This window comes from Bathymodiolus thermophilus thioautotrophic gill symbiont, from assembly GCF_003711265.1.
Taxonomy (GTDB): domain Bacteria; phylum Pseudomonadota; class Gammaproteobacteria; order PS1; family Pseudothioglobaceae; genus Thiodubiliella.
In genome coordinates this window covers 457,739-478,634 of record NZ_CP024634.1, presented here as the reverse complement: position 1 = coordinate 478,634, position 20,896 = coordinate 457,739, and the positions used below count along the sequence as shown (strand labels likewise).

The window sequence follows — 20,896 nt, the reverse complement described above, 5'->3', positions numbered from 1 at the left end:
CTCCTAGTTTTCACCCACTTGGTAATTTTTTAAACCCAGTCTTAGATTGTTTGGCTTATCTTTGAAAATGATGTTATTCTATTTCGCGAATAACACACATTAATGGCTGTTCATTTTTGCGAGAAAAGTTAATGACTTGTGATACTTTTGTTTGTGCAACATCATACGAATAAATACCACACCCACCTTCGCCATCAATATGTATTTTAAGCATAATAGCATGTGCAGTTTGTTCGGTTTTGGCAAAAAATTGTTGCAAGACTTGAATGACAAAATCCATGGTGGTATAGTCGTCGTTAAGTAACAATACTTGAAAGCGCTTAGGTTTTTTAAGTTTTGGCTTCGTTGTTTCAATGAGTGTTTTTGACATTAGGGTACCTTGTTTATTCTATTTTTTAGAGACCTTTGTAAATATAAATTTTTATTAATTATCCATATTGAGACCTTTGCATAAATATGGATGATGAGCAAAATTCAATTTTTACCCACTTGGTAATTTCTTAGACCTTGTCTTAGCAGAACCAAGGCTGGGTTTAAGAAATTACCAAGTGGGTAAAAAGTGGATTCTTGATGATTATTCATATTTATACAAAGGTGTCATTTTAATAAGGTAACGGTCTAAAATTTTCATTAAAATGACCCTCTCTTGAAATAAATTTATAAACGGCATTATTATGACAAATATTCACAGCGATAAAATCCTTATTCTTGATTTCGGCTCACAATATACACAACTTATTGCACGACGGGTGCGTGAAATTGGCATTTATTGTGAATTACTGCCATTTGATGTTGATGACGATTTTATCAAAAAATTTAACCCAAAAGGCATTATCCTCTCAGGTGGACCTGACACTGTAACACAGAATAATGCTGCTAGAGCGCCGCAAATCATATTCGATTTAAATGTGCCTATTTTAGGCATCTGCTACGGTATGCAAACTATGGCGATACAGCTCGGCGGACAAGCCACTTCAGCGGGCAAGCACGAATATGGCTTTGCCAAAGTTCGGGCTCGAAATCACTCGCCACTATTAAAGGATATTGTGGATGAGGTCAATACCGAAGGTTGTGGATTGTTAGATGTATGGATGAGTCATGGCATTGAAGTTAAGCAATTGCCAGGGGGATTTAAGTTAATTGCCTCTACAGAAAACTGTGACATAGCTGGATTTGCCAATGTGGAAAAACATTATTACGGCTTACAATTTCATCCAGAAGTAACACACACCAAGCAAGGCTTGCCTATATTAGAGCGATTTGTTGCTGACATTTGCCACTGTAAGAAAAACTGGACAACTGACAATATTATCTCAGATTCAATCCAAAACTTAAAAAATCAAATCGGTAGTAACAATGTTTTACTTGGGCTTTCAGGCGGTGTTGATTCATCTGTGGTGGCAGTCCTACTCCACGAGGCGATTGGCGATCAACTAACTTGTGTGTTTGTTGATAATGGCTTGTTACGCCTTAATGAGGGGGATGAAGTAATGCAAACCTTTGCTCAGAATATGGGTGTGAAAGTCATTCGTGCTAACGCTCAACAGAAATTCTACAAGGCTTTAGACAATGAAAACGACCCTGAGAAAAAACGCAAAATCATTGGCCATGCTTTTATTGAAGTTTTTGAAGAAGAGGCACGCAACCTTGATGATATTAAATTCTTGGCACAAGGCACCATCTACCCCGATGTAATCGAATCAGCAGGTGCTGCTTCGGGCAAAGCTAAAGTCATTAAATCTCATCATAATGTTGGCGGTTTGCCCGAAGATTTGTCCTTTGAATTGGTCGAGCCATTAAAGGAATTGTTTAAAGATGAAGTAAGAGAAATCGGCGTAAAACTTGGCATCCCCGCACATATGCTCTATCGCCACCCTTTTCCAGGTCCTGGATTGGGGGTGCGAATTTTAGGTCAAGTTAAAGAAGAATATGCTGATATTCTACGGGCAGCCGATGCTATTTTTATGCAAGAACTCTACAATTATGAGTTATACGATAAAGTCAATCAAGCCTTTGCCGTATTTTTACCCGTTAAATCAGTTGGTGTAACAGGTGACGAACGCCGTTATGATTTTGTTGTGGCACTTCGTGCGGTTGAAACCATTGATTTTATGACCGCTCGTTGGGCGCACTTGCCCTACGATTTCCTAGATTTCGTTTCTAACCGTATTATGAACGAAATCCCTCGCATCTCCCGTGTCGTTTACGATATTTCAGGTAAGCCCCCTGCCACTATCGAGTGGGAATAATGAGCAAGCAAGACTTGCTCAAAACAGCCAATGAAAGATGGATGGCACTCGCTTTTGAACAAGCCCTACTCGCTCAGAAACTGGGAGAAGTGCCAGTGGGTGCAATTTTGGTACAAGGAGAACAATTAATTGCCAGTGCACACAATCAACCTATTGGCAACAACGACCCAACCGCCCACGCAGAAATACAACTATTACGCAAAGCAGGTGCAACATTAAGTAATTATCGCCTACCAAATACCACCCTTTTCGTTACTCTTGAGCCTTGTGCCATGTGCCTAGGGGCAATGATTCATGCGCGTGTGTCTAAAGTGGTATTTGGTGCTTACGATGAAAAAACAGGCGTTTGTGGCTCTTGCCAAGACCTTGTAAGCAGTCAATGCTTTAACCATTCTATTGACACTCAGGGGGGTGTGCTTGCTGATGAATGCAAGCAGTTGTTGCAACAATTTTTCCGACAACGAAGACATTGATTTGCCCATTAAATATAATGAGACCTTTAAAAACCTTTTAAATTATTTTGGACAGTTAGGATGCGTTTATGGATTTTGACTTATTCAGATTGAATAAATAATGACGCCAACCAAGTATTTGCCCTTATAATGTCTTTGCCTAAATGAGTCCACTACATTAAACCGAGACCCTGCTAGGCATGGATGTTGAATAAAGGGTAAATTTACAACCAAATAAAAGTTGTCCTTCGATTCATATTTATGCAAGGGTCTCGAATAATATAGTGCTTATCATCACCCAAGTATTAGCGCTAGATTGTTTGGTTTATTTGTAAAAATGATATCACTCAGTGTGGCTTAGAAAATTCACGATTTTCTATATTCTTAAAATCGTGTTAGAAAAGTTTAAAGGTTCACAAATGAAATTTAAAAATATTGTTTTTGGTTTTTTGAAAACTTGGTTATTAATAGCCCTATTTTACAGTGGCTCGCTTTATGCTGGTAGCCAAATGTTTATTATCCTTCAAGATTATTCACATACAGCTGACGAGTTTCGCCCTTACATTTTTGAAAAAGATCCGAATACAGGTAACTTAATAAAAGTGTTCGACACAGAAAATAATTTTCAATTTAAAACTTATAGTTTAGACTCAGAAGCCGATATGGCCTTATTTGAAATCGAAGTTAAGCCTACTCTGCTTGAATGGACAGAAGAGGTCACACCATTTCAATATCAATCCAGCATGTCCTCAAGTCTTTCAAAGGATATGTTGGTAGATGTTGAAGTAGACCTTTCAACAGGTTCGCTTTCAAAAGAAATCCATATTGCTACTTACAAAGGCAATATAGAAAGCGTTTCTTATGCAAGCAGTGTAGAGGCGGAGAGACCTGAAATTACTATACTGACAGCAAACCCCAAAGGGTTAACGATTGGTCAAACAACATACCCTAAAGGAGGGGGATCAGCGCTCCTAAACTATGAACTCCAAAGATATAAAGCGGGAGATGTGGAGAAAGTTCGGCTTTATTCTGTAGAAGACGAGTATTATCTTTCACGAGGCTGGAAAACTGAACCCGAATTCGATGTTAATTTTGATTTTAATCCTGACTCTAGTTCTAGTTCTGATTCTGATCCTGATCCTGATTTCGATCCTGATTTTGATTTTAATAATGAAGGCGCCTGTGGGTGGAACTAAATAATACTATTTGCAAAAATAAAATAAATAGTATAGTGCTTGTAATCACCTAAGTATTAACGATAAAAATATCTATACTACTCATTGCTAGCATAGATATTTTTACTGTTAATACTTGGGATAAGGATGAGTGCCAGATTATTCAGTTTATTGTTGAAAATGGTATCATTCAATACGGCTTAGAAAATTCACGATTTTCTATATTCTTAGAGACCTTTGCATAAATATGGATGATTAGCAAAATTCAATTTTTGTCCAATTGGTAATTTTCTTAAACCCAGCCTTAGCCCTGCTAGGACAAGGTTTAAGAAAATTTAAAGGTGCGCAAATGAAATTTAAAAATATTGTTTTTGGTTTTTTAAAAACTTGGTTATTGGTAGCCCTGTTTTACAGCAACTCGCTTTATGCCTATAACCATATGTTTATTATTCTTCAAGATTATTCACATACAGCTGATGAGTTTCTCCCTTATACTTTTGAAAAAGATCTGAGTACAGGTAACTTAATAAAAGTGTTTGACACAGAAAATAATTTTCAATTTAAAACTTATAGTTTAAATTCAGAAGCCGATATGTCCTTATTTGAAATCGAAGTTAAGCCCACTCTGCTTAAATGGGCAAAGGCAATCAAACCATTACAATATCGCTCCACCCTGTCCTCGCGTTTTTCAAAAAATATGTTGGAAAATGTTGGTCAAGACCTAAAAAATTCGCTTTCAAAAGAAATCCATGTTGCTACTTACAAAGGCAATATAGAGGCCATATCTTATGCAGACAGTGCAGGAGTGACAAAACCTAACATTGGTTCATTAGTAGCAAATCCCGAGGGATTAAGAGTCAATCAAACAGTAAAACCCAAAGGAGGAGGGTCATCACTCCTAAGCCATATGCTTCGAAAATTTAAAGAGGGAGGTGCAGAGAGGGTTCAACTTTATTCTATAGACGACAAGTATTATCAAGAACGAGGCTGGCAAATTGAACCCAAATCTGATTTTGAACCTGAGTTTAATTTTAATTTTGACTCTTATTTTGATTCTGATTCTGATGTTGAATATAATTCCGATTCTGATTCCGATTCTGATTTTAAACTTGAAGGCGAAGGTGAGGGTGCCTGCGGGGGAAGTTAAATAAGTTAATAAATAATAAGAGACCTTTGCATAAATATGGATAAATTAGTCGGCTTTTAAAAACAGATTCATGACTTGCAACACCATTAAGTTGGCACATTTTAGAAGTTGCATATCAAAAAAATCTGCAATTTTTGCTAAAGTAAATGACGATTTTTTATTAAATCAATGGGGTTTGACTTATCCAAGTTGGACTAAATAATGACGCTAACCAGATGCTCATCCTTTATAATGAAACCTTTGCATAAATGGATGATTAGCAAAATTCAATTTTTACCCACTTGGTGATTTTCTTAAACCTTGTCCTAGCAGGGTTAAGGCTGGGTTTAAAAAATTACTAAGTGGGTGAAACGAGGATTTTTGATGATTATTCATAATTTATGCAAAGGTCTCATAATATCTTCATTTAAATGAGCTTGCTACATTAACTCAGTGTGGCTTAATTTTCTATATTCTTAAAATCGTGTTAAAAAAAGCCTAAAGGTGCATAAATGAAATTTAAAAATATTGTTGTTGGTTTTTTAAAAATCTGGTTATTAGCGACCCTATTTTACAGCGGCTTGCTTTATGCTGAACGCTATATGTTTATTACGCTTCAGGATTATTCACATACAGCTGATGAGTTTCGCCCTTACACTTTTATAGAAGATCCGAACACAGGTAATGTAGTAAAAGTATTCGACACAGAAAATAATTTTCAATTTAAAACCTATAGTTTGGACTCAGAAGCTGATATGGCCTTATTTAGAACGGAAGTCCAGCCTACTCTGCTTGAATGGTCAGAAACAATCAGACCGTTTCAATATCGGTCTGCCTTGGCCTCGCGTCTTTCAAAAAGTATGTTGGAAAATGTTAATAAAGACCTTTTAAAAGGTTCGCTTTCAAAAGAAATTCATGTTACTACTTACAAAGGCAATATAGAAGGTGTGTCTTATACCACCAATGCGGAGGTAGAGAGACCTGAAATTGATACACTGATAGCAAACCCCAAGGGGTTAACGACTGGTCAAACAACCTACCCTAAAGGAGGGGGATCGGCACTCCTAGACTATGAACTTCGACAATTTAAAGAAAACGGCGTAGAAAAAGTTCGGCTGTATTCTCTAGACGACGATTATTATCGTGGACGAGGCTGGCAAAATGAACCCAAATCTGAGTCTGGCTTTGATCCTGATCTTGACCCTGAATTTGATTCTGATTATGAGTTTGATGTTGGACATGATTTTGATTATGAGCATGATTTTGACTTTGACTTTGAACCTGAGGGTGCCTGCGGAGGACAATAGAAAAGTTAATAAATTAATAATGTTAAGAGACCTTTGTATAAATATGATTAGCAAAATTCAATTTTTGCCCACTTGGTAATTTTCTTAAACCTTGTCCTAGCAGGGCTAAGGCTGGGTTTAAAAAATTACCAAGTGGGTAAAACGAGGATTCTTGATGATTATTTATATTTATGCAAAGGTCTCTTATATAAATCTTAAGCACCTGATTTATATTATTCGAAATAAACAAAGGTTATAATGTCAACTTCTTTTAGGGGTTTTTTTTTATAAGTATGCAAAAATCTCATAAATTAGTTAATTAGTTTTGCTTGCACTTCAAAGAAAATTCAATTAATTTGAATTAAGCGTGCAAGAATAAAAAAAATAAAAACCAGGAGAAGAAAACATGCAAGTAAAAACACAAAAACAAATTGCAACATTACAAAATAAAGCGCAAAAATTAGCCGATAAACTTAACGAAGAAGTTGTTACTATTGCCAAAGGCACACAACACATTCAAGTTCAAGCAGGTACAATTTATCAATTAAATGCTAAAGTTTTTGACGCTACAAAAATAAACTTAATTGCTAAAAAAATCGGCGATGATTTAGAAGTAGCGCTAGAAGAAGGTGTTATTATCTTCGACAACTATTTTGAGGTTTGCACAACTAATCTATCTTGCTTAGTTTCCCTCCCCACTGAAGACGGTGGACTTTACCATATTGTTGCTGACGCATTCTTCACTTTAGAAGATGGTTCGCAAATTGTATATTTTTATGGTGAGCAATCTATTGTTACTACAGAATCTAGTACTACAGAATCTAATGCGGTAAGCACAGATGGTAATCAAAGTTTCCTCGATGTTGTCACTTCAAATATAGGAATTGTAGCCGCAGTTGTGGTTGCAGCTGTAGTGGTTGCTGGTAGTAGTAGTGATGATGATACACCGCCAGAATCACTAACATTTACCTTTGCAAATACAGGTGGTACTACCAATAATGACGCAATTACTATCAATGGCTTAAAGGCAGGTGCAACTTGGCAGTATTCCATTGATAATGGTGTTACCTTTACTAATGGTACAAACAGTAGTTTTACGCTGCCTGATGGCACTTATGATGCTAATGTTGTTCAAATTAAGCAAATTGATGCAACTGGCACAACTTTAGACATTGTGAAAAATGCCTCCCTTATTACCGTTGATACTACAATTGCCAATCTAACAATGACCCTTGACGATGACACCGGGCTTGTAAAAACAGATTGGATTACTAACAAAGGCAAAGTCAATATCGGCAATATAGAAACAGATGCAACTTGGCAGTATTCCACTGATGGTGGCACTGCCTGGATTAACGGCATAGGTGATAGTTTTACGCTAGCTGAAGACACTTATGCTAAAGATACCATTTGGATCAAACAAACCGATATGGCGGGTAACACCTCAAGCGTCTTGAAGAATACTTCACCTATTATTGTGGACACCGCCCCTCCAGCAACACCAATATTTTCCTTTACAGATACAGGTTCATCAGATGAAGATCATATTACCAAGAATGACACAATTACGGTTACTGGTTTGGAAAAAGATGCAATTTGGCAGTATTCCATTAATGGTGGTGCTGATTTTACTAACGGCACAGGTAGTAGTTTTACGCTAGCTGAAAAAAACTATAGTGTTAATGACATTCAAATTGGACAAACCGATGTAGCAGGTAACTCCTCAGGCGTTGTTAAGAATACTTTCTCTATTGTTGTGGACACTACAGATCCTTCGTTTATTGGTGCAACTAAAATTAATGTTTCTCTCAATACCCCTATTGCAACTACTATTTATAACGCTCAAGCAACTGACGGTGGCAATGCAGACGAAAATATTACTTATAGCATAAAAGGTGCAAATGCCAGCAAATTTTCGATTGTTGCCGACACTGGAATACTAACCTATCGAGCAATACAAACATCAAAACACAATGATACAGTTATTATTGTTGCTACCGATCTTGCAGGCAACAAAACAGAGAAATCCATTACTGTATCAGTAAAAATTCTCCTAGCACAAGGCTTTGTTATTAATGGTGAGAGTTCTAAAAATCTAAGTGGAAGTGGAATCTCAGTCTCAGCAGGCGACATCAATGGCGATGGCTTGGATGATTTGATTGTTGGCGCTTATTATGATAGCCGCTCTAATAATGACGATGATAGCGGGGTAAGCAAAAATTATGTGGTGTTTGGTAAAACTAACGCAACTGCTGTTAATTTATCAGAGGTGACCTCTGGCATGGGTGGCTTTGTTATCAATGGCGAGGAGTCTGAGTCTATAAGTGGTATTTCAATCTCCTCAGCAGGTGATGTTAATGACGATGGCTTGGATGATTTGATTATTGGCTCCCGTTGGGCAAATCTTTCTACTGGTGTTGAAGGAGCAGGTAAATCCTATGTGGTGTTTGGTAAGGTTGACACAACTGCTGTTAATTTATCAAAGATAGCCTCTGGCACGGGTGGCTTTGTTATCAATGGTGAGGCGACTCTTGATTCTAGTGGTATCTCAGTCTCCTCAGCAGGTGATGTCAATGGTGATGGCTTAGGTGATTTGATTATTGGTGCGTACGGAGCAAATTTTTTTTTAGGTAAATCTTATGTGGTGTTTGGTAGGACTGACACAACTGCTATTGATTTATCAGACATAGCCTCTGGCATAGGTGGCTTTGTTATCAACAACGATATAACAGAAGGTGAAGGTAATAGTGCTCTGAATGGTGCTTCAGTCTCTTCAGCAGGTGATGTCAATGGCGATGGTTTGGATGATTTGATTGTTGGTGCTTATAGAACACAAAATTCGTCAGGTAGATCTTATGTGATATTTGGCAAAATTGACAGCAATATTGTTAATTTATCAACCATAAGAGCTGGCACGGGTGGCTTTGCTATTAATGGTGAAAATGATAAGGATGAGAGTGGCACCTCAGTTTCCTCAGCAGGTGATGTCAATGGCGATGGTTTGGATGATTTGATTGTTGGCGCTGATAAAGCACAAGGTTCGTCAGGTAGATCTTATGTGGTATTTGGCAAGGTCAACATGACTGCCGTTAATTTATCAGACATAGCATCTGGTACGGGTGGCTTTGTTATTAATGGCGAGAAAAGTAGTGATAGGAATGGCTCCTCAGTCTCCTTAGCAGGTGATGTCAATGGCGATGGCTTAGATGATTTGATTGTTGGCTCTTCTTACGCAGACTCTTCTACAGGTAAATCTTATGTGGTATTTGGCAAGACCAATATGACTGCCGTTAATTTATCAGACATAGCATCTGGTACGGGTGGCTTTGTTATCAATGGTGAGAATGCTGGAGACAAGAGTGGCAACTCAGTTTCCTCAGCAGGTGATGTCAATGGCGATGGTTTGGATGATTTGATTGTTGGCGCTCCTTGGGCAGACATTGCTGGTGCTGATAATCTAGGTAAATCTTATGTAATATTTGGCAAAACTGACACAGAAGCCATTAATTTAACTGATATTAGTGCTGGCAAAGGTATTGTTGCTCATGCAATTAATTTTCAAGGTGATGTCAATATCAATACAGATGACACATTAACAGGTACCTCTGCTGACGAGTTGTTTGTCGCTGGTTTGGGTAATGATATTTTAATAGGTAATGGTGGCACCGATGTCTTTAACGCAGGCAAAGGTAACGATACCATTATTATTAATGATGACAACCTTGCTAAACTCTCCAGCAAGGCACTTAGCAACCATTTACTCGCTCGTGTTGACGGGGGTGGTAATACCGATACGCTGAAATTAGCGGGTGTTGATCTAAGTCTAGATCTTACCCAAATAGACAATGGTCGTATTCAAGATATTGAAATTATTGATTTAACCGGTTCAGGCAATAACACCTTAAAACTTAATCTTAATGACTTGTTAGATATTTCCAGTGAAACCAATGTTCTTAAAGTTATTGGTGATACAGGTGATAAAGTTGATATAGGAAATATCTTTACTAAGGATTCTCAACAAACAGAGTCTGGCTATGATACTTATAGTAGCGCTAACGCCCTTACTGCAAAATTATGGATAGATCAAGATTTAGAGGTAATTTAACGACCATCTTTTCATTACCCTTGATTGTCGCTTTGTTATTTTGTCTTAGCCATTTCAAAAATAATATAGATTACCCAAGTATAGCAGTCATTATTGATTAACGCTCTAAATCGGTACTATTGAATAAGATGTTTTATTTTTGAAAATGGCATTAGTGGATTTAAAATATTGGGTGCTTGTCTTTATTGTCCATTAGAGGTCTTTGCATAACTCACAATTTTTATGTTCAATGCATTTCCACCAATTTTTTTTACCAAATCTTATACCAAGGTTTTGTACCACTAGTAGGGGTTTTTGTAGTGCTTAATCCTTTGTCAATCCAGCCATAATTAATGCCACCAGCCAACTCGAAAATATTTTTATAACCAGTTTTTGCGTTTAAAAACTTACCAATAGTCTTACTCCGATTTGCATGCGCACAAACCAAAATAAATGGGGTATTTTTGCTTTTAACAATACCAGACAAATCTTTTAACCACTTCTGCGTATTGTAATTACCCTTGTTGTCAAAAAATGTCAATTTATGTGCACCCGGAATAACGCCATATTTATCATACTCATCTTGTCGGCGAATATCAATAATAGCAACACCTTGCTTAATTTTCGCTTGCACTTCGCTGGTTGAAAGTGTTGTAAAATCTGCCAATGTCTCTAACGACAATAAACACAGTATTAAAATTAATTTATTCATGGTTTTTCCTTACAATTTTCACATTAAAAACAAAGTATAAAGTGCACACCAGCTTAGTGAGCCTATATTTTTTTATACTTCTTCCCTTTAAGACCTCTGTATTATACAAAGATTATGTTAATTATTTGGCTCAGTTTGCCAAAAAACCAATTTAAATGAGCGTCCTTTGGATGGAGGCATTTGCCAACATTGCCTCTCTTAACACCCAAGGTTACTTGTATTAAAATAAACACGCTCTAATAAATCCCCTTACTCTTCTAATTGAAAAAGATGATGTGCGAATCTTTTTAATTAATAGAGACCTTTGCATAAATATGGATGATTAGCAAAATTTGCCCACTTGGTGATTTTCTTAAACCTTGTCCTATCAAGGCTAAAGCTGAGTTTAAAAAATTACCAAGTGGGTGAAAAGTGGATTCTTGATGATTATTTATATTTATGCAAAGGTCTCTAATTAGTTGCAACAATTTTGCAAAGGAATCGTATAATGATTTTATGAAAGAAAATATTAATTATTATTTTATACAACCACTCAATGATAAAAATTTTCACTGTATTTATCAATTATCTGCCACGCAACTTTATGGGGTGATTTTTCGTATCTTAAAACAAGAGCAATTAGCTCAGGATTGTTTGCAAGAGGTATTTGTGAAAATTTATCATAATTTTGAACGCTACGACCCAGAAAAATCGCAACCACTCACTTGGATGGTAACGATTGCACGCAACTATGCAATTGATTTTTATCGCAAAAAACAACTGCCGATTGCTGATGATTTTGATTTAAGTGTGATTGATGATGAACAAATTCAACTGTTGGAAAAATTAGAACAGGCTGAGAATAAAAAACGCATTATTGATTGTTTAAAAACGCTGGATAACCGTGTTCGAGATGCAGTTTTTATGCAATATTTTCATGGCAAAACCTATGCGCAAACTGCCAAAATTTTTGATAAATCAGAAAACACCATTAAAAGCTGGGTGGCACGCGCCCTACCCAAACTAAAAAACTGCTTGGAGGCCTTATGAATCATAAAGAACTGGTGCTGTTAAATACCATTGCCCCTTTGGATAAAAAAGTAAAAGATCGGGTTTGGTGTAATATTGCCAACGATCTTGAGTTGGGATTTAGGGGTAGAATTAAAAAAACACTCAAACTTTGGTATGCCTTATTTTTGTTCATTCCAATCATAATTTTCACTTCACTAGCGCCCAACGCTAACACGATTCTAAATGCCAGTGACACTGGTTGGGAAGCAACTTTAGAAAACCAACAGTTGTCTATCAAGGCGATCAATCCAATGGTGGTTGATAAAAATGAAGTGTGTATATTGTGGATTAAAAAGAAGGGTCAATTTTTTAAAGTTACTGAATTGCCTGATGACGGGGTAAAAAACATCATTTTAAATGAAATTATGCTCGCCAATTTCAAAGGAGCTTTGATAATAATTTCGATTGAAAGCGAAACGGATATTTCATTGCCAAAAACAATAGAATATACAAAGCAGTTATGACATTCCTTAAAGCACTCATTTTTCTTTTTCCCACACTACTTATGGCGCATTCAAATCAAGATTTACAAGCGGCTTATCAGCAAAAAAATGCAGATTATCAGCCACGCACTAGGCACCTTGAAAATGCTAAGGCCAAATTTACCAATCATTTGATTTTAGCCAATTCCCCTTATTTGTTACAACATGCGCACAATCCTGTGAATTGGTATGGCTTTAATGATGAGGCTTTTAAATTGGCAAAACAACAGAATAAACTGATATTTTTGTCTATTGGTTATGCTACTTGCCATTGGTGCCATGTGATGGAGGAGGAAAGTTTTGAAGATTTAGCCGTTGCCAAGGTGCTGAACAAAAACTTTATTGCCATTAAGGTGGACAGGGAAGTGTTGCCTGATGTGGACAGTCATTTTATGGGGATTGCTCAATTGTTAACAGGCAGTGGTGGCTGGCCACTAAATGTGGTGCTAACGCCAGCAGGTGATGGTTTTTTTGCGGGTACTTATTTTCCTAAAAACACACTGATTACCAATCTTAAGCATCTGCAAAATATTTGGCAATATAAGCAAAATCTCATTACAAAAACAGTTGCCAGCGTTAAAGTTGCCCTACTTGAAAAAACAGCATCAACCACAAAATTACCGCAAAATTTACAATCATTAGCAGTGCAAAATTTACGCCAAACTTTTGATGAATTTGACGGCGGTTTTGGCGATGCGCCCAAATTCCCTCACGAGGCACAATTACTTATGTTGATTGATGAGCAAATGCGCCGCCCCAGCGATGATAAATTAAGTGTTATTACGACAACGCTTGACAGCATGGCAAGTGGTGGGATTTATGATGTGGTTGGTGGCGGGTTTCATCGGTATGCCACTGACAACGCTTGGTTATTTCCACATTTTGAAAAAATGCTCTACAATCAGGCGCAATTGGCTTTGGTTTACAGCAAAGCCTACCAACTGACTCGCAAGCCCCTTTATCGGCGCATTGCCAAACAAACGCTAGATTATGTCATTCGTGAGATGCAAAATGGTGGATTTTATAGTGCTACTGATGCGGATAGTGATGGCGAAGAGGGGTTGTTTTTTATTTGGGATATTCAAGAATTAAAGGCAGTTTTAGGCGCTGATTTTGTCGAATTTCAACGCTATTTTGAGTTGTCAAGCACCACTGAATTTGAGCGGCATTTTGTCATTCACTTTAAAAATATTAACAACATTCAAGCACCTGATTTTATAAAAATTGACGCCCTATTGGCAAAGCTTTACCAAGTACGACAGAGCCGTGAAAAGCCTCTGTTGGATAACAAAATTTTGCTTTCATGGAATGCATTATTATTAAAAGCATTTGTCGTTGCTAGCAAAATTGACAGTAAATATTTAAAAGTGGCACAAAATTTGGCTGATTTTTTACTGGATAATTTTTATCAGCAATCTTTACAGCGCGTACAAATTGAGGGTCAAACTTCACAACAAGCAATTTTTGAAGATTACGCTTATTTTGTCGATGGATTAATTGATTTGTATGATGCAACTGGTCATCAGAAATATCTAATAACAGCGCAAAAATTAACTGATGAGGCCATTCACAATTTTTGGGATAAGAAAAATTTTGGCTTCAAAATCAGCAACAACAAACGCCTTAATAATAACAAAGAAATTTACGATGGCGCTATTTTTAATGCCAATGGCGTTGCTTATGGCGCACTTAATAAATTATCTGCTCGCACTCAAGATAAAAAATATCAGCAACTCGCTCAACAATTACTCTTAAGTTTCAGCACAAAAATTCATAAAAAACCCAGTGCTTATGCCAGTATTGTCAAAAATTATAGCAACAAACAACAAGGGATTTTGGCAAATACCGTCTATGCGTATGATGGCAGAATTAAAATTCAATCCAACCATAATCAAATCATTCTTAACATTCAAAAAGGCTGGCACATTAACGCCAACAAGGTTTTACAAAAAAGTTTAATTGCCACCCAGCTTATTAGTGATAACATAAAAACGATTAACTATCCGCCAGCAAAACACATCAATTTGGGCTTTAGTCAAGATAAATTAGCCGTATATGATGAGGAAATTACACTCAATTTCTCACTAAAAGACAAAAGATTTACCCTTGCTGAATTGACTTTACAAGCGTGTAGCGATAAAGTGTGCCTGCCACCGCAGCAGATTACATTACTCTTAAACTAAATTAGGAACGCTAAACCGTGTACATACCACCATTTACATGTAGCGTTTGAGCGGTAATGTAGGCACTGCCCTCTCCTGCTAAAAATAACACTGCATTGGCAATTTCGTCAGCCGAACCTAAACGATTCATAGGGATTTGCTGGGCTAAGGCTGTTTTTTGCACTTCAGGTAGGGCATTGGTCATATCGGTTTCAATAAAACCAGGAGCAACGGTATTGACAGTAATACCACGAGAACCCACTTCACGAGCAAGTGATTTGGTAAAACCCATAATACCTGCTTTGGCAGCAGCGTAGTTAGTTTGCCCTGCATTACCCATTGCGCCGACCACGGAAGCAATGGAAATAATGCGCCCTGCTTTTTTCTTCATCATTCCACGCAGTACCGCTTTGGACATTTTATAAACTGAGGAAAGGTTGGTATTAATAATATCTTCCCATTCCTCTTCTTTCATCCGCATTAATAAGTTATCACGAGTAATACCTGCATTGTTAACCAAAATATCAATTGTGCCATAGGTGTCAACAATAGATTGAATAACCTCAGAAATTTGCTCATTATTGGTCACATTCAGTGTCATACCTATGCCAGTTACCCCTTTTTCGCTCAAAGTGTTGCTTATTGCATCTGCCCCTTTGTCGCTAGTTGCAGTGCCAATAATAGTGGCACCAGCTGCACCTAAAGACAAAGCGATGGCCTGTCCAATACCCCGGCTTGCACCTGTAATCAATACGATTTTTCCTGTTAAATTATTCATTATTTAATCTCCTGTAAAATTGTTGTAACACTGGCTGAATCCAACACAGCATTTGCACTTAATGATTTTTCGATTCTTTTGGTTAAGCCGGTAAGCACCTTACCTGGACCCGATTCAATCAATTTTTCCACACCCATATTTGCCATTGTCTGCACTGTGCCAGTCCATAAGACGGGTTTGTGTAATTGCGCCACAATCTTAGCTTTTATTTCATCAACATTAGCCGCCTTAGTCGCATCAACATTGTGCAACACATCAACAACACCCATTTTAAAACGAACAGACTCTACTGCATTGGCAAATACTGTGGCTGCATCATTCATTAATGAGCAATGTGATGGCACACTCACAGGCAACACGATAGCGCGTTTCGCACCTGCTGTTTTCATTGTCTCACAAGTTGCATCCACTGCCGCCTTATTACCTGCAATAACCACTTGCCCATTGGCATTAAAATTTACCGCTTCAACAATGCCATCACCCGAATAATCAGCACAAATTTTAACCACTGTCTCATCATCCAAACCCAAAATAGCCGCCATTGCGCCCACACCAGCAGGCACCGCAGATTGCATAAGTTCCGCACGCTGACGCACCAATTGAATGCCATTGCCAAATTGCAACGCACCTGCTGCAACCAATGCTGTATATTCTCCCAAGCTATGTCCTGCCATGCAAATAGGGGATAAATCCATTTCACCATTCAGCACTTGATAAGTGGCATAACCTGCTGCCAGCATTGCAGGTTGTGTATTTTGTGTTTGATTCAGTTCCTCTTGATTCTTTTGCGTTAATGCCCATAAGTCAAAACCTAAAGCATCACTTGCTTCTTCAAAAGTATCTTTAACCACAGAAAAATTATCTGCTAAATCTGACAACATACCCAATGATTGAGAGCCTTGGCCAGGAAAAATAAGTGCATATTTCATAGTGAATCCTTTGTAAATATTGAAGACTATTTTAACCAATAAAAAAGCGCCCATTAGGCGCTTTTTAAATAACTTACTTGGTCAATACTATGTCGCTTCAATTGAGACAGTTTGACGCATAAATTTACCTTTTTTAGCAAAAGTTACTCTACCATCTGCAATGGCAAATAATGTGTCGTCTTTGCCTTTGCGAACATTAACGCCTGGATGGAATTTAGTCCCTCTTTGACGAACTAAAATGTTGCCAGCTAAGACTACCTGACCACCAAATCTTTTTACGCCTAGGCGTTTTGATACGGAATCTCTGCCGTTATTAGTACTACCGCCTGCTTTTTTGTGTGCCATGGGTTATGCTCCTATGAATTAATTTTTATAATTTCAATTTCAGTAAACAACTGCCTATGGCCTTGTTGCTTCATTGAGTGCTTGCGACGACGGAATTTAAGGATGTGTACTTTTTTTCCTTTGCCTTGAGAAATCACTTTTGCCTCAACACTGGCTTTTGCCACTAGGGGCGAACCAATTTCAACTTTATCACCATCAGCAACCATTAAAACATCTTTAAAGGTAATGCTTTTGCCTGGCTCAACTTCTAATTTTTCAACTTTTAGAGTTGTGCCTTGCTCAACTCTAAATTGCTGACCACCTGTTTTGATAACTGCATACATAATATAAAACCTGTCTATGTGTCGTAAAAAGGGGCAATTATACGCTAAGGCAACTGCTGACGAAAGGTATAATTTACATTTTTTCTTTAAATACATTAATTATGATTATCTTAAAAACTAACTTGGGTGATATTCACATTGAAGTAGACGCCAAAAAAGCACCAATTACTGCCAAAAACTTTGTAGATTATGTCAAAAATGGCTTTTACGACGGTACAATTTTTCATCGTGTGATTAAAAATTTTATGATTCAAGGCGGGGGTTTTACCGAGGATATGAGTGAAAAATCAACCAAAAAAGAAATTGAAAATGAGGCAAAAAATGGCTTAAAAAATGCCAAATATACGATTGCAATGGCAAGAACCATGATGCCACATTCAGCCAGTTCACAATTTTTTATTAACACCACGAACAACAGTTCTTTAGATTATCCTGCACAAGATGGCTGGGGCTATTGTGTGTTTGGTGAAGTGGTTGAAGGGCATGCTGTGGTTGATAAAATCAATTTGGTGAAAACGGGTCATCACGGTATGCACGCTGATGTACCAGATGAGGCTGTTATTGTTGAGAAGGCGATTGTTAAGGCGGCAACCAAGAAAAAAGCACCTGTTAAAAAAGCAGTTGTTAAAAAGACTGTTAAAAAAACAGCCGTTAAAAAAACAACTGTTAAAAAGACCGCTAAAAAAGCACCTGTTAAAAAGACTACCAAGAAAGCACCTGTTAAAAAAGCAACTGCGAAAAAAGCTGTTATCAAGAAAACTGCTACTAAAAAAACAACCACCAAAAAAGCTGCCCCCAAAAAACCAACCAAGAAAAAAGCAGTAGTTAAAAAACCAGCCAAATAACAATTTACCCTATGGCACGCATATTACTCATTGCAGATTTACATCTTATCCCCGATGAGACGAACAAAATCAATTTGTTCATCAAATTTTGCCAAGTGTATGCATCAAAGGCAGATCAACTTTTTATCCTAGGGGATTTATTCAACACTTGGTTAGGTGATGATTTGTCTATTAACGCTTATTCAGATGTTATTTTGGCATTAAAAACACTGGGTGCCACGACCAAAGTTTTTATCACGGGCGGTAATCGTGATTTTCTTTTGGGTAATGAATTTACTCAAAAAACAGGCTGTGTGCTTCTTGATACACCGTATTTACTTAAAACCAAGTATCAAGATTATATACTCATACACGGTGATGAATTGTGTACAGATGACAAGCATTATCAACAGTTAAAAAGCGTATTACAACACCCAATCACTCGGTTTATTTTCTTACATTTACCCCACAAAACACGCCTCAAACTCAGTGGGCAATTACGCAAAAAAAGCATAGAAGCACAACAATATAAATCACATAAAATTATGGACATCAACCAATCAACAACCGATAAATTGATGCAAAAATACCCCAATACAGACCTAATTCACGGGCACACACATCGACAAAATATACACCACGGTGAGCAATACACGCGTTTCGTTTTAGGAGATTGGAAGGGTGATCAAGGTAATGCTATTCAAATTGACGACGAATTAAACTACCTTGAAATTCGCTGATTTATCCACCAAATTCACCCGACTTACTTGCAGTTGTATTTCTGCATCAAATTTGGGGGGATTTTTAAACTTAATTTGTGTCATCATGCCTAATTCAGGAATCATAAATAATGCTTTGTCACCTCGAATATCAACTACCACGCCGGTGCCTGTCCATTGTGGATTTTGCATTAAAAAGACACATTTGAAATGATCATCGCTAAAACGGCTGACTCTGCCAACGCTTGCTAGTGCCATATTAACTGAGCCAATAATTTCTTTTACTCGGCTTACTGGCAACATGGGTTTGTTGGTAATAAAATTAATAATTTGCTGGTGTGCTAACAAATCATAATAACGCCTCATTGGGCTGGTTACTCGTAAATAGGCTGGCAGTCCTAAGCCATAATGTAGTAGTGGCTTTACTGAGGTTGCGGAGCGTTTAAAGTTCTTAATTGCTAAAAATGATTCGCTCAGTGTTAAGGTGTCTTTGTTGGCTAAAAATTCCTCAGAAAAATCTCCTTTGTCCTGCAATGCATAAGGCACAGGAATCAAATTATCGCTGGTAAATTGTGCCATTGTGCGCCCTGCCATAACCATCATCTCAGCCACCAAATCTCTACTGGCACTACTTGCTTGGGGTGCGATTGAGACTTTATTATCAATAACTTTCACATCCACACTGGGCAGGTGTAAATTAATAGCGCCACAACTGTCTCGGAATTTTTTATGTGCTGCACCAATCGCTTTAATCTGGGTCAAATCAGCATTAGTATTGGCTGCCAACATCTCATCAACTTCTTCGTAAGTGGTATTGGTAACGCTAATCACACTCTGCACTACTTTAATGTTGTTAATATTTTCACCATCAAATTCAAAACTAAATGACAGAGCATTAGAGGTATCGCTTGCCCCTAAGGCGGTGGCGTCTGTTACTGAAGTCGGTAACATGTGAATAATCGTCTCTGGTAAGTAAAAATTAGCGCCTCGCTGTTGGGCATAAACATCCAAATCTGACCCTGATGGCACAACATTTGCCACATCAGCCACATGTACCCACAAAGTATTGCCCTCAATGCTAATTGCATCATCAGCATCGTTTGAGCCTTCATTGTCAATCGCATAACTGGACAAATGTGTTAAATCAAGGCGTTCAATAGGGGGTACTTGCACGGCAATTTCTTCGTCTTTTGGAATGTCAAAACGCGCTGGATAAGGGTTAAAACTTGGTGCAAAATATTGTATTTTAAGCAGTAATTGATAGGCGCTTTCGGGTGAATTTTCTACGCCAATATGGCTGAGAATTTTGGCAGTTTTTGATTGATTGAGTGCCACTCGGGCAATCTCTTTTAAGTAAGGCTCATCTTGTTCGTCAAAGGTGTTTTTGGCGATATTATCCACACAATGTGCTAAATTTTCAGCGGCTAATTTTTCGCTGTCTCGTTTTGCCTGCACACTTTCTACTTGTGCTGTTGGGCGTACAAACACGGCATCTTTCTGCCAATAAAAATACAATCCATCTTCGACCAGCAAGCAAGTACACCAAGCCGTTTGCGCTGTAAAATCATTAAATAACCACTCAGTAATGTCTTGCAAACTCAGTGTTTCTTCTTGAAAATCCACTAACACAGAAAGATCTGCCTGCGGACAATCAACAATAACTTGCATAAATTCAGGATGAATAAATCTAAAGTCTTTTTCTCGAACTTTAAGCGTTGCACCATCCGCAAATTCTAACTCAAACTTATTTTCAACAGTGTTAGCAATGCGTGCAGGTTTGCCTTTATAGGCAACCAAAGAATTAATCATTGCAGGGGGTTAGTCTAGTGTTGCGTTATAAGCATCAGCATCCATCAAGCCATCAATTGCATCTGACTTAAATTTCACCAACCAGCCATTATCATAACAACTGGTGTTCACCAATTCTGGCTCATCATCAAGGGTCTCGTTTGCTTCAACAACTTCCAAATCAGTAGGCGCATATACACCACTTGCCGCTTTCACGGATTCTACAACACAAAATTCATCTGCAGCCGATGCTTCATCGCCTGCACTGGGTAATTCAACAAATACCATATCGCCCAATAGCGCCTGAGCATGGTCGGTAACGCCCATTGTATAAGTGCCATCGCCATTGTCTAAAATCCACTCGTGGGTTTTGGTATATTGTCTATCGTCTCTAACTTCGCTCATATTTTTC

19 protein-coding genes and 1 pseudogene are annotated in these 20,896 nt (G+C 37.7%); 11 read left to right on the top strand and 9 right to left on the bottom strand.

Annotated features, from left to right (window positions below; genetic code table 11):
* Positions 1 to 73: 73 nt before the first annotated feature.
* The gene (gene clpS, locus MS2017_RS01740) at positions 74 to 370 is read right to left on the bottom strand and encodes an ATP-dependent Clp protease adapter ClpS (RefSeq protein ID WP_071563234.1); all 297 of its coding nucleotides are present in this window, start codon (positions 368 to 370) and stop codon (positions 74 to 76) included.
* 304 nt (positions 371 to 674) lie between these two features.
* Here clpS and guaA point away from each other — a divergent pair, with 304 nt between their 5' ends.
* The 5 genes from guaA (at position 675) to MS2017_RS01715 (ending at position 6,309) form a co-directional block, all read left to right on the top strand.
* Positions 675 to 2,249, top strand: coding sequence for a glutamine-hydrolyzing GMP synthase (gene guaA, locus MS2017_RS01735; protein ID WP_122951060.1), 1,575 nt, complete (start codon positions 675 to 677; stop codon positions 2,247 to 2,249).
* On the top strand, positions 2,249 to 2,722 hold the full coding sequence (gene tadA / locus MS2017_RS01730; RefSeq protein ID WP_071563236.1) for a tRNA adenosine(34) deaminase TadA: 474 nt from the start codon (positions 2,249 to 2,251) through the stop codon (positions 2,720 to 2,722). The genes guaA and tadA overlap by 1 nt, the downstream gene beginning before the upstream one ends.
* Before the next feature lie 398 nt (positions 2,723 to 3,120).
* Positions 3,121 to 3,897 carry a hypothetical protein gene (locus tag MS2017_RS01725; protein ID WP_122951059.1) on the top strand — a complete coding sequence of 259 codons (777 nt, stop codon included), beginning with the start codon at positions 3,121 to 3,123 and terminating at the stop codon, positions 3,895 to 3,897.
* Between the two features lie 328 nt (positions 3,898 to 4,225).
* Positions 4,226 to 5,023, top strand: coding sequence for a hypothetical protein (locus tag MS2017_RS01720; protein ID WP_071563238.1), 798 nt, complete (start codon positions 4,226 to 4,228; stop codon positions 5,021 to 5,023).
* A gap of 581 nt (positions 5,024 to 5,604) precedes the next feature.
* On the top strand, positions 5,605 to 6,309 hold the full coding sequence (locus MS2017_RS01715) for a hypothetical protein (RefSeq protein WP_164707565.1): 705 nt from the start codon (positions 5,605 to 5,607) through the stop codon (positions 6,307 to 6,309).
* 22 nt (positions 6,310 to 6,331) lie between these two features.
* Here the strand turns inward: MS2017_RS01715 and MS2017_RS11600 are convergent, their stop codons facing one another.
* Positions 6,332 to 6,511: a hypothetical protein gene (locus MS2017_RS11600; protein WP_206423660.1), complete on the bottom strand. Its 180-nt coding sequence runs from the start codon at positions 6,509 to 6,511 to the stop codon at positions 6,332 to 6,334.
* Positions 6,512 to 6,694: 183 nt separating this feature from the next.
* Here MS2017_RS11600 and MS2017_RS01710 point away from each other — a divergent pair, with 183 nt between their 5' ends.
* Positions 6,695 to 10,393, top strand: coding sequence for a beta strand repeat-containing protein (locus MS2017_RS01710; RefSeq protein ID WP_122951057.1), 3,699 nt, complete (start codon positions 6,695 to 6,697; stop codon positions 10,391 to 10,393).
* A 250-nt stretch (positions 10,394 to 10,643) separates the two neighbouring features.
* On the opposite strand, the gene MS2017_RS01705 is transcribed toward MS2017_RS01710, so the two are convergent.
* Positions 10,644 to 11,084, bottom strand: a complete 441-nt coding sequence (locus MS2017_RS01705) for a rhodanese-like domain-containing protein (RefSeq protein ID WP_122951056.1) — start codon at positions 11,082 to 11,084, stop codon at positions 10,644 to 10,646.
* 495 nt (positions 11,085 to 11,579) lie between these two features.
* On the opposite strand from MS2017_RS01705, the gene MS2017_RS01700 reads away from it, so the two are divergent.
* Genes MS2017_RS01700 through MS2017_RS01690 form a run of 3 tightly spaced genes read left to right on the top strand, consistent with a single transcriptional unit; the run spans position 11,580 to position 14,799 of the window.
* Positions 11,580 to 12,113, top strand: coding sequence for an RNA polymerase sigma factor (locus tag MS2017_RS01700; RefSeq protein WP_164707564.1), 534 nt, complete (start codon positions 11,580 to 11,582; stop codon positions 12,111 to 12,113).
* Positions 12,110 to 12,598, top strand: a complete 489-nt coding sequence (locus MS2017_RS01695; RefSeq protein ID WP_122951054.1) for a hypothetical protein — start codon at positions 12,110 to 12,112, stop codon at positions 12,596 to 12,598. Before MS2017_RS01700 ends, MS2017_RS01695 begins: the two co-directional genes overlap by 4 nt.
* Positions 12,595 to 14,799: a thioredoxin domain-containing protein gene (locus MS2017_RS01690; protein ID WP_122951053.1), complete on the top strand. Its 2,205-nt coding sequence runs from the start codon at positions 12,595 to 12,597 to the stop codon at positions 14,797 to 14,799. Before MS2017_RS01695 ends, MS2017_RS01690 begins: the two co-directional genes overlap by 4 nt.
* Before the next feature lie 10 nt (positions 14,800 to 14,809).
* On the opposite strand, the gene fabG is transcribed toward MS2017_RS01690, so the two are convergent.
* From fabG to rplU, 4 genes are all read right to left on the bottom strand, one after another.
* On the bottom strand, positions 14,810 to 15,556 hold the full coding sequence (fabG, locus tag MS2017_RS01685) for a 3-oxoacyl-ACP reductase FabG (RefSeq protein ID WP_122951052.1): 747 nt from the start codon (positions 15,554 to 15,556) through the stop codon (positions 14,810 to 14,812).
* Positions 15,556 to 16,485: an ACP S-malonyltransferase gene (gene fabD, locus MS2017_RS01680; RefSeq protein ID WP_122951051.1), complete on the bottom strand. Its 930-nt coding sequence runs from the start codon at positions 16,483 to 16,485 to the stop codon at positions 15,556 to 15,558. The genes fabG and fabD overlap by 1 nt, the downstream gene beginning before the upstream one ends.
* A gap of 87 nt (positions 16,486 to 16,572) precedes the next feature.
* Entirely contained in the window at positions 16,573 to 16,830 is a 258-nt protein-coding gene (rpmA, locus tag MS2017_RS01675) for a 50S ribosomal protein L27 (protein ID WP_071565400.1), read from the bottom strand.
* Positions 16,831 to 16,841: 11 nt separating this feature from the next.
* The gene (rplU, locus tag MS2017_RS01670) at positions 16,842 to 17,153 is read right to left on the bottom strand and encodes a 50S ribosomal protein L21 (protein ID WP_071565399.1); all 312 of its coding nucleotides are present in this window, start codon (positions 17,151 to 17,153) and stop codon (positions 16,842 to 16,844) included.
* A gap of 101 nt (positions 17,154 to 17,254) precedes the next feature.
* Here rplU and MS2017_RS11645 point away from each other — a divergent pair.
* Both MS2017_RS11645 and MS2017_RS01660 read left to right on the top strand, forming a co-directional pair.
* Positions 17,255 to 17,734, top strand: a pseudogene (locus tag MS2017_RS11645) (peptidylprolyl isomerase); the annotation flags it as partial.
* Between the two features lie 275 nt (positions 17,735 to 18,009).
* Positions 18,010 to 18,717 (top strand): UDP-2,3-diacylglucosamine diphosphatase, encoded by a 708-nt coding sequence (locus MS2017_RS01660; protein ID WP_122951049.1) that lies wholly within the window; start codon positions 18,010 to 18,012, stop codon positions 18,715 to 18,717.
* On the opposite strand, the gene MS2017_RS01655 is transcribed toward MS2017_RS01660, so the two are convergent.
* Positions 18,694 to 20,505: a ribonuclease catalytic domain-containing protein gene (locus tag MS2017_RS01655; protein WP_122951048.1), complete on the bottom strand. Its 1,812-nt coding sequence runs from the start codon at positions 20,503 to 20,505 to the stop codon at positions 18,694 to 18,696. The two genes, MS2017_RS01660 and MS2017_RS01655, sit on opposite strands and share 24 nt — an antisense overlap.
* 9 nt (positions 20,506 to 20,514) lie before the next feature.
* Positions 20,515 to 20,889: a glycine cleavage system protein GcvH gene (gene gcvH, locus MS2017_RS01650; protein WP_071564653.1), complete on the bottom strand. Its 375-nt coding sequence runs from the start codon at positions 20,887 to 20,889 to the stop codon at positions 20,515 to 20,517.
* Between the last annotated feature and the right edge of the window lie 7 nt (positions 20,890 to 20,896).